The sequence below is a fragment of the Mesorhizobium sp. M7A.F.Ca.CA.004.12.1.1 genome (genome assembly GCF_003997835.1).
GTDB lineage: Bacteria > Pseudomonadota > Alphaproteobacteria > Rhizobiales > Rhizobiaceae > Mesorhizobium.
This window is the reverse complement of sequence record NZ_RZRK01000482.1, coordinates 1-4,746: the sequence shown is the minus strand read 5'-3', so window position 1 is coordinate 4,746 and position 4,746 is coordinate 1. Positions and strand designations below refer to the sequence as shown.

The following is a 4,746-nucleotide window of genomic DNA, read 5'->3' as shown; positions in this document are numbered from 1 at the left end:
AAACACGTCGGCTGCCGCCCGTTCTTCGAAAAACGCCCTGAGTTCGCCAAGCCTTGCCCGCTCCACGGTGATGCCCGCCGCCATGCCATGGCCGCCGCCCTTGACGATCAGACCGGCAACGGCCGCCTCGCGCACCAGCCGGCCGAGGTCGAAACCCGAGACCGAGCGGCCCGAACCGGTGCCGATGCCCACAGCATTGAACGCGATGGCGAAGGCGGGCCGCCGGGCATGATCCTTCAATCGCGAAGCGAGCAGGCCGACAATACCCGGATGCCAGCTGTTGGAGGCGGTGACGACGATAGCCGGGCCATTGCCGCCGGCGAGCTCTGCATCGGCCTCGACGCGCGCCGCCGCGAGCATCTCCTGCTCCATCAACTGCCGTTCCTGATTGAGCCGGTCGAGCGTCTCGGCAATGGTGCGCGCCTCGACCGGGTCGTCGGTCGCAAGCAGCCGGCTACCAAGTGCGGCATCGCCGATGCGTCCGCCGGCATTGATGCGCGGGCCGATCAGATAGGCCAGATGGAAAGTGCTGATCGGCTCGCCGATACGCGACACGCGTGCCAGTGCCGCCAACCCTTCATTCTTCTGCTGGCGCGCCATCTGCAGCCCCTTGACCACGAAGGCGCGGTTGACGCCGGTCAGCGGCACCACGTCACAGACTGTGGCCAATGCCACGATATCAAGCAGCGAAAGCAGGTCCGGCGGCGTAGCATCGGCCATGCGGCCGCGCAGGATCCTGGCCGTCTGCACAAGGGCGAGGAAGACCACGCCGGCGGCACAGAGATGGCCCTGCCCGGAAAGGTCGTCGTCGCGATTGGGATTGACGACGGCAATTGCCGCCGGCAAGGCACCGCCGACCTGGTGGTGGTCGAGCACCACGACATCGGCCCCAGCCTCGTTGGCGGCATCGATGGAAACGGCGCTGTTGGTGCCGCAATCGACAGTGACGATCAGTGTCGCGCCACGCGAAACAAGTTCGCGCATGGCATCCGGGTTGGGCCCATAGCCCTCGAAAATACGATCCGGAATGTAGATTTCCGACGGCACCGAGAAATGCGTGAGGAACCGCTTCAGCAAGGCCGACGAGGCGGCGCCGTCGACATCATAGTCGCCGAAGATCGCCACCTTTTCCTTGGCCATCACCGCGGCGGCGATGCGGGCCGCCGCCCTGTCCATGTCGGTCAGCGATGCCGGATCCGGCAGAAGATCGCGGATCGTCGGGTCGAGAAACCGCTCGGTCTGTTCGGCGGTAACACCACGGCCGGCAAGCACCCGCGCGACGATGTCGGGCACGCCATGGCCTTGCGCGATGGCGAGCGCAATCATGTCCTGGCGTTCTGTCAGCCGATGTTCCCAGGAAATCCCTGATACTGACTGCCTGACATCGAGGAAGAGGCGTTTTTCGCCGGTCATACGCTTTGCCAACTCATCGTTGGCCGCACGATAATGCATGTCGCCCATAAGTGGGCAGCGGTTTTGGGGCGACGACCTGCATTGGCAACAATTTTAAGCGCGTCGCGTTCACGCGACGCTCTATAGGCCAAAGGCAGGCAAAGCCAAGCGATTCACGGATGTGCGCCGTCCCGGAATAGGTCAAGAAAACTACGCTTTCCGCTTTTCAGCCTGGCGCCGAAGCCATTCGTCGGCCGCATCGCCCATCGTCTTTTCCACACCGTCCTTGAGCCAGGCCATGAAAGGCCGGTCAAACCTGAATGCATCGCCGCATTCCCGGATGAGAAAGCGACGCACATTCTGGGTGTTGCGATAGAACTTTGTGATGGCGGTGGCACGCGAAATCGGATCCGCATGCCAGTCGAACGGTTCCATCGTCAAATCCTTGCAGCCAGCATCGGATGCGCCCGAATGGCTAGCAATTGCAAGGTGGCTTCGCAAGCGAGCGTCAGAACTTATCCAGATCCTGATGGCGGGCCTTGATCTCGCGCACCGTCCGCGACGACGAGCGCAGCACGATCGTGTGGGTGGTGATGTAATTGTGGCCGAATTTGACGCCAGCCAGCATGTTGCCGTCGGTGACACCGGTGGCCGCGAACAGCACATCGCCGCGCGCCATGTCCTCCGTCCGATAGACCCGTTTCGGATTGGAAATACCCATCTTTGCCGCGCGAGCAACCTTTTCCGGCGTGTCGAGGATCAGCCTGCCTTGCATCTGGCCGCCGGTGCAGCGCAGCGCGGCAGCGGCCAGCACGCCCTCTGGTGCGCCGCCAGTGCCGAGATAGATGTCGATGCCGGTTTCTTCCGGATCCGTGGTGTGGATGACGCCGGCGACATCGCCATCGCCGATCAGCCGGATCGCGGCACCCGTGGCGCGCACGGCATCGATCAGCCTGGCATGACGTGGCCGGTCGAGAATGCAGGTGGTGATATCCGATATGGCCACGCCCTTCGCCCTGGCGAGGCTGGCGATGTTCTCAGCCGCCGAGGCGTCGATGTCGATGACGCCGTCCGCATAGCCCGGACCGATGGCGATCTTGTCCATGTAGACGTCGGGCGCAAACAGCAGGCTGCCCTTTTCGGCGATCGCGATGACCGCGAGTGCATTGGGCAGGTTCTTGGCGCAAATCGTCGTGCCTTCGAGCGGATCGAGCGCGATATCGACGGCCGGACCTTTGCCGGAGCCGACTTCCTCGCCGATGTAGAGCATCGGCGCCTCGTCGCGCTCGCCTTCGCCGATCACCACCGTGCCCTTGATGGCAAGCCGGTTGAGTTCCTGGCGCATGGCGTCGACTGCGACCTGGTCGGCCGCCTTTTCGTCGCCGCGCCCGCGCAGCCTGGCGGCCGCGACGGCGGCTCGTTCGGTGACGCGCACCAGTTCCATGGTGAGTATCCGGTCAAGGCCGGCGACGATGTTCTGGGCCACATTCATCTGGTGATTTCCTCGTTGGCAATGCGGCCTCCCGCCGGAGGCGGCCTGTTTTGTCAAACCAGCATGACAACGGCAAGACCTACCGAGGATTTTATCGAATACCCAACAATATCAATCGATTAAACCGCATCCTTAAACAAGACTGGCCCGATCGCCGTGCGCCGGGCCAGTCTCAAAACGGTAAAAATGGCGGCGTTCGCGGCCTAGAAAACCGCGAGGTATTTGAGCAGTGAAATGATGCCGATGATGATGACGATCACCTGAACTATCTGTCTCATCCGGCCATCGAGCGGCAGGCGTTGAACCAGATAGAGAACGAGGATGATGACGAGGAATGTGATCAGGATGCCGATCAATGCTGATGAAGCCATGGTGCCCTCCTTAAAAGTGATGTGCTGAAAACAAGCGAGTGGGCCGGAAGCCCGGCCCTATCGCGCTGCGGTCAATACCAGCGGCGGGAGGTATCGTTCGTCGATTGACCAATGGCGAAGCCGGCCAGAAAGCCGAGCAGGCCGATCACGCCGACCAAAGCTGTCGTCGTACCTGGATTTTCACGCGCGACCTCCGAAACAGCCTGAGCCTGGCTGCGCAGCTGTTGCGCCGTACGCGAAGCGCGGCTCGCGGCCGTGTCGTACAACTCGGACGCCTGTTCGCCGGCGTCGTCGAGCATCTCCGCGCCCCGCGCCGAAATGCTCTTGTTGATCCTGGTGATCTCCTTGCGCAAATCGGCAATCTGCTTTTCCAGCGTCTTCTGGATGTCGTCGATATTAGGGGTGTCGGACTTGTTGGTATCGGCCATGAAGCGGTTCCTCTGGTTGCTGACCAAGAGAACGGCGACGACACCAATTCGTTCCCGCGTGGCGGCTGTCCCCACCAGACCAGACCTCAATGCCTGCGGGATTCCTGTCCCGCAGGGCCTATCGGGCGAAAGCTACCCTGCCCGCTCGATGCGGATGACCTGCGGCTTGTCGGTCAGATGGCCATCCTTGGTGATGCCATCGACGGCCTTGCGCACAGCAGCCTCCGTCGTCTCGTGGGTGACGAGGATCACCGTCTTCTGTGCCGCCGCCTCGCCATTGACCGCGTGCTGGACGATCGATTCCAATGAAATGTCATTATCGGCCATGCGCTTGGCGATTGCCGCGAAGACGCCGATGCGGTCATGCACGGTCAACCGGATGAAATAGCCGCCGGCATGGCTGCGCATCTGCGCCTTCTTGTAGGGTTTCAGCTCCTTCGCCGGCCGTCCAAAGACCGGACCATGCTGGAAGCCTGGCCGGCTCTTGGCGATGTCGGCGATGTCGCCAATGACGGCCGAGGCGGTGGCGTTGCCGCCGGCACCGGGGCCTGACAGCAGCAGTTCGCCCAGAATGTCGGTCTCGATCGCCACCGCATTGGTGACGCCATGCACCTGCGCGATGACCGATGCCGTCGGCACCATCGTCGGATGCACGCGCTGCTCGATGCCGCTCTCGGTGCGCTGGGCGACACCCAGCAGCTTGATCCGGTAGCCAAGATCGGCGGCCGCGCGGATGTCGGCCTGGGTGATGTTGGAGATACCTTCCATATAGATGTCGTTGGCGGCGATCCTGGTGCCAAAGGCAAGGCTGGTCAGGATCGACAGCTTGTGCGCGGTGTCGTGGCCCTCGATGTCGAACGTCGGATCGGCTTCGGCATAGCCCAGCCGCTGCGCGTCCTTCAGGCAAGCATCGAACGAGATGCCCTCGGCCTCCATGCGCGTCAGGATGTAGTTGCAGGTGCCGTTGAGGATGCCGAACACGCGCGTAACCGAATTGCCGGCCATCGCCTCGCGCATGGTCTTGATGACGGGAATGCCGCCCGCCACCGCCGCCTCATAGTTG

General features: G+C 62.7%; 6 protein-coding genes. All 6 read right to left on the bottom strand.

What is annotated here, in order from left to right:
- A partial coding sequence (gene recJ, locus EN984_RS23050) for a single-stranded-DNA-specific exonuclease RecJ (protein ID WP_127383964.1) occupies positions 1-1,413 on the bottom strand: 1,413 nt, incomplete at its 3' end.
- 189 nt (positions 1,414-1,602) lie between these two features.
- The gene (locus EN984_RS23045) at positions 1,603-1,827 is read right to left on the bottom strand and encodes a DUF6434 domain-containing protein (protein WP_127271397.1); all 225 of its coding nucleotides are present in this window, start codon (positions 1,825-1,827) and stop codon (positions 1,603-1,605) included.
- 73 nt (positions 1,828-1,900) lie between these two features.
- Complete coding sequence (gene glpX / locus EN984_RS23040) at positions 1,901-2,884, bottom strand: class II fructose-bisphosphatase (protein ID WP_127271399.1); 984 nt, start codon at positions 2,882-2,884, stop codon at positions 1,901-1,903.
- Between the two features lie 203 nt (positions 2,885-3,087).
- On the bottom strand, positions 3,088-3,255 hold the full coding sequence (locus EN984_RS23035) for a Thivi_2564 family membrane protein (RefSeq protein WP_013531988.1): 168 nt from the start codon (positions 3,253-3,255) through the stop codon (positions 3,088-3,090).
- A gap of 71 nt (positions 3,256-3,326) precedes the next feature.
- The gene (locus EN984_RS23030; RefSeq protein WP_127272497.1) at positions 3,327-3,683 is read right to left on the bottom strand and encodes a hypothetical protein; all 357 of its coding nucleotides are present in this window, start codon (positions 3,681-3,683) and stop codon (positions 3,327-3,329) included.
- Between the two features lie 132 nt (positions 3,684-3,815).
- The coding region (locus tag EN984_RS23025) for a homoserine dehydrogenase (RefSeq protein WP_164765592.1) at positions 3,816-4,746 on the bottom strand (931 nt) is incomplete at its 5' end.